Below are 4,291 nucleotides of genomic sequence, written 5' to 3'. Positions count from 1 at the left end.
GCCCGCGCCGTATCGGGTCCAAACCTCCCGCATGATTTCATCAAGCGCGTTCCCGCGCGCGCAGCCGATCGCGGCCGCGTATTGCGTCCCTAACATATGCCCTCGTCCTTCCATTTGAAGGACATGACGGCGCGGACGGCAGGCACGGCTTTCCCCGTTTCCGCAAGAATCAATCTTGCGAATTGGAGTGCTGTAGCGTAGATAAGGGGAGAGTTAGCGGACCCCTTATCTACGGTGTGTCTGACGGCCTACAAAAACGCTCGACCGCGCCAACGGTCGGGCGTTTTGCCGTTATGTCCCTTGCTTCGCTTCGATATAGAACCTCAACGCTTCCTCAATGATCGGCGCGCGTGCTGACGCGCCCCGTTGCTCCTTGATCCTGTCGATTGCCTCGACAAGCTCGCCCGGAACATAGGTATTCAACGCCACGCGGCCGGCCGCGATCTGCCGCGCCCTGTGGGCGGCAACGCCCCTGCGAATCTCTTCCGCGCGTTCCTTCATGTTTACAACTAAGAGCAAGCCGCCCGATTCTGCAATCCCTTGCGGAAGGAACCGGGAAAGGCACTACTTCTAGGGCCGGCAACTAACGTGGTTACGTCAATGCGTATTCACGCTATTGCGTTCTCAAGCGCCCGGTAGAGCGTGGCGCGATGCACACCCAAGAGCCGGGCAACCTCGGCCGGCTTCTTGTCCTCGCTGATGAGCTGGCGGGCGTGTGCGATCTGCTCGGCCGAAAGGGCAGGGGGGCGGCCGAACCGAACGCCCTTCGCCTTCGCAGCGGCCCGGCCGGCGCTCGTGCGCTCATGGATCAAGCTACGCTCGAACTCGGCAACGCCGGCGAAGAAGGTCAGCACCATGCGCCCGGCCGGCGTCGTCGTATCGGCCCACGGCTCGGCCAACGATCGCAAGCCGGCCTCGGCTTGGCCGATTCGCTCGGCAATATCGAGAAGATCGCGCGTCGATCGGGCGAGGCGATCGAGCCGCGTCACCGTCACCACGTTGCCCGGCTGCAAATGGTCCAGCATCTTCGCCAGCTCGGGGCGGCCGCGCTGCGCGCCCGATGCCTTTTCCTCGAACACGCGCTTGCAGCCGGCCGCCTTCAACGCCGCGCGCTGCTGGTCAAGGGTCTGGCCGTCAGTCGAGACGCGGGCATATCCGATCATCATGGGGCAGGGGCTTTCGCTGCTATGCTCACCGCCCGGAATCTAGCGCGGGCAACCCGTCGCGAAAATCCCTATTCTGCGACTGTCGCGGGTTGCGGCATTGACTTGTAATTAGGCGGCATACTATATGCCGCCGCATGACACTTCTGGAACAAAAGCACCTTGCCTTGCTCGATGAGGCGCAACGCCGTGGACAGCCGGGTGCGGACAACATGCGGCTCTGCTTCGAGGTCTTGGCGCTGGCCTCGGGCATCGACCGGGCTTGCGCTGCGCGCCTCGCGCCGCATCGCCTATCGGAAGGAAAATTCGTCCTGCTGCTCCTGCTGCGCGACCTGCCGGAAGGGCTTGCACCGCACGAGCTGGCCGAACGGGCCGGCGTCACACGCGCCACGATTACCGGCCTTCTCGATGGTTTGGAGCGGGACGGCTTCCTTGCCCGACATGGTGACAAGGACGATCGGCGCAAGGTGTCGGTGCGGCTGACGGCAAAGGGGCAGGCCGTGGCGCTCGATCTGTTCAACGAACATAGCCAATGGATCGCCTCGCTTTTTGCGGGCTTCGGCCAGCACGAGCGCGAAGCCCTTAGCGGCGTGCTGCGCCAAGTCTGGCGCAACGTGGAAATTCCGACAAAGGACAGCCCGGCCGTTGCTGCTGGCAATCCCCGGTGAGTGCTGGCCGATCGGGAAAACGTGTCGCGGATATTGAGCCGGCCCGGCTCGCCCTGCTCAATGCCGGCACCATCGAGGCCGCCACGCTGACCGAGTGCCTAGCCGTGGATTTCGCCGCCCTGATGCGCGCCGTTCTGCCCGATCTTGGGGAAGATGCCATAGCGGCGATGCAGCAAGCGGCGGGCGAGGGCATTTCGCGGCGCATGGCGTTGGCCGCGCGCCTGATCCACGAGCGGCGCGGCCTCGCTGCCGTGGGCGAGCTGCGCGACCATGTATCCGATACAGTGCGCGGGTGGGCCTGCTTCACGATCGGCACGGCCGAGGACATGCCCCTTGCCGCCCGGATCGCGGCGATCCAGCCCTTTGCCGACGATCATCATTTCGGGGTGCGGGAATGGTCATGGATGGCCGTTCGCCCGCATATCGCCGCCGATCTCGACAACGCTATTGCGCTGCTCGCCGGCTGGACGGCTGAGCCATCCGAACGCCTGCGGCGCTTCGCCAGCGAGGCAACCCGGCCGCGCGGCGTGTGGTGCGCCCATCTTGGCCCGCTGCGGCAACAGCCGGAAACGGCGCTGCCGATCCTCGAACCGCTCCGGGCCGATCCCGCCCCCTATGTGCAGGACTCCGTTGGCAACTGGCTGAATGACGCCAGCAAGGACCGGCCCGACTGGGTGCGATCGCTGTGCGCCCAATGGTCGGCCGAAAACGCCACGCCCGCAACCGCCCGAATCTGCAAACGCGCCCTGCGCTCTATCGACCGCAAGGGCTGACATACGAAAGGACCGCTCACATGGCGCACTATCTGGCCGAACTCTATTCCCCGAAACCCGCATGGCTGGCGCTCGACCAGAACGGCCGCCGCCAGTTTTTCGAGGCGATCGGCTCCGGCATGGGCGCGCTGTCGGCCCTTGGCGTGGAAGCGATCGCCTTGGGTGAGACGGACGCCGCGACCCTTCATGCCCCGTCGCAAAAATTCTTCGCGATCTGGCGCGCGCCTGACGCGGCGGCGATTGCCGCCCTTGTGTCGGGCATCGCCGCTTCCGGGTGGCATGACTATTTCGACACGATCAACGCGGCCGGCCCCGGCGTCGATCTGAACGGCCACCTCCCGCAGCTCGCCGCGCTGTAACCTGCACACGCTCGCAGCGGCCCGGATTCCGGGCCGCGATGTGTCGCAAAAGTCAGTCGCGCAAGTCTGACTTTCGCACTCGACTTTTGCGACAGATTTTTCCCTGAAAAATCAGCGCCGGCGATTTTGATGCGAAAATCAGTAGTTCTGCGACAAGCTAAGATCGAAGAACAGCCGTATGCATCACGCTGCTTCGGCCAGGCGCTGTTAGTAGTTCCTCGCTGGCGGTGACAGGCTCTCAATTATCCTACAATCTGCAACTAGGCCGCATCCACACTGGTCGATCATCCGGTCAAGTTCGGACTTAAGCGCGATTAAGTCTTGGATTTTTTGCTCGACTTCCTTCCGGTGCTCCTTTGCAATCGCATCAACCGCCGCGCAAGACCGCGAACGATCGTCAGCCAGCTTGAGAAATTCCCTGATCTGATCGAGCGAGAAACCAAGTTCACGCGCCCGCCTGATGAAACTGAGCCGGCTGAGATGGACCAACTCATATGCACGATAGTTGCCACCGGTACGCGAGGGTGCCGGCAGGAGGCCGTTCTTTTCGTAAAACCGGATCGTCTCGACCTTGGTCCTTGTCCGCCTGGCCAATTGGCCGATCATCAGAATTTTGTCGTTCATCTCTTGACCCTATAGTGACTACAGGGTCTATCTGGGGTGTCACATCGGAAAAGTCGAGGTGACATCATGGCGGCAGCGAGCCCCTACAGACTGCGCGTAGAAGGCATGGACTGTGCATCCTGCGCATTGAAAATCGAGACGGCGATGCAGCGCTTGCCGGGTGTTAGCGACGTCAATGTCAGTTACGCCAGCGAGACGCTTGCATTGCAATTGGATGAGGACCGCACGGCCCTCGGCACCATTGAGCAAAAGATCCGAGCACTTGGGTATACACCAGTGGTCGAGCAGGCCGAGCCAAAGGCGAGCCTGCCTCGGAAGCGTATTACTGAGGCGTGGTGGAAAGGCAGCAAAGGTCGGCTTGTCCTCCTTACTGGTGTGCTGTTCGTTCTTGCCTTCGCCCTCGCGCGTATTCTGCCGGATTGGGAGCAATGGCTCTATTCAGGCGCGGCGCTGATCAGCGTTATCCCGTTCGCGAAGCGGGCTGTCGCCGGCGCGATATCCGGATCGCCCTTCACCATTGAGACACTGATGACAGTCGCAGCACTCGGCGCGGTCGCCATCGGCGCGGCCGAAGAAGCTGCTGTCGTGATCTTCCTGTTCGCAGTGGGCGAACTGCTTGAAACCGTGGCGGCCGGCCGTGCGCGGGCAGGCATTGAAGCGCTGATCGATCTCGTACCCCGGGTCGCGTTCCGCGAACGTGACGG

Annotated in this window: 7 protein-coding genes; 4 read left to right on the top strand and 3 right to left on the bottom strand. The window is 62.9% G+C overall.

The features are described from left to right. Window positions 1-291 precede the first annotated feature (291 nt). Both ACFPLB_RS17495 and ACFPLB_RS17490 read right to left on the bottom strand, forming a co-directional pair. Window positions 292-501: a ribbon-helix-helix protein, CopG family gene (locus ACFPLB_RS17495; RefSeq protein WP_017502925.1), complete on the bottom strand. Its 210-nt coding sequence runs from the start codon at window positions 499-501 to the stop codon at window positions 292-294. 107 nt (window positions 502-608) lie between these two features. Next, complete coding sequence (locus ACFPLB_RS17490; protein WP_378232068.1) at window positions 609-1,166, bottom strand: recombinase family protein; 558 nt, start codon at window positions 1,164-1,166, stop codon at window positions 609-611. 134 nt (window positions 1,167-1,300) lie between these two features. Between ACFPLB_RS17490 and ACFPLB_RS17485 the strand changes: the two genes are divergently transcribed. From ACFPLB_RS17485 to ACFPLB_RS17475, 3 genes are read left to right on the top strand one after another with little or no spacing between them, the layout of a single operon-like run. Beyond that, window positions 1,301-1,831, top strand: coding sequence for a MarR family winged helix-turn-helix transcriptional regulator (locus tag ACFPLB_RS17485; protein ID WP_378232065.1), 531 nt, complete (start codon window positions 1,301-1,303; stop codon window positions 1,829-1,831). Continuing rightward, window positions 1,828-2,604 (top strand): DNA alkylation repair protein, encoded by a 777-nt coding sequence (locus tag ACFPLB_RS17480; RefSeq protein ID WP_378232062.1) that lies wholly within the window; start codon window positions 1,828-1,830, stop codon window positions 2,602-2,604. Before ACFPLB_RS17485 ends, ACFPLB_RS17480 begins: the two co-directional genes overlap by 4 nt. A gap of 20 nt (window positions 2,605-2,624) precedes the next feature. After that, window positions 2,625-2,963: a DUF6616 family protein gene (locus ACFPLB_RS17475; protein WP_378232060.1), complete on the top strand. Its 339-nt coding sequence runs from the start codon at window positions 2,625-2,627 to the stop codon at window positions 2,961-2,963. A 207-nt stretch (window positions 2,964-3,170) separates the two neighbouring features. Here the strand turns inward: ACFPLB_RS17475 and ACFPLB_RS17470 are convergent, their stop codons facing one another. Continuing rightward, window positions 3,171-3,587 (bottom strand): MerR family transcriptional regulator, encoded by a 417-nt coding sequence (locus ACFPLB_RS17470; RefSeq protein ID WP_120326080.1) that lies wholly within the window; start codon window positions 3,585-3,587, stop codon window positions 3,171-3,173. Window positions 3,588-3,653: 66 nt separating this feature from the next. Between ACFPLB_RS17470 and ACFPLB_RS17465 the strand changes: the two genes are divergently transcribed. Further along, window positions 3,654-4,291, top strand: a 638-nt coding sequence (locus ACFPLB_RS17465; protein ID WP_378232058.1) for a cation transporter, incomplete at its 3' end; no start/stop codon positions are given.

It is taken from the genome of Aquamicrobium segne, from assembly GCF_042656785.1.
Classification (GTDB): Bacteria; Pseudomonadota; Alphaproteobacteria; order Rhizobiales; family Rhizobiaceae; genus Mesorhizobium; species Mesorhizobium segne.
This window is presented reverse-complemented; position numbering and strand designations above follow the sequence as displayed.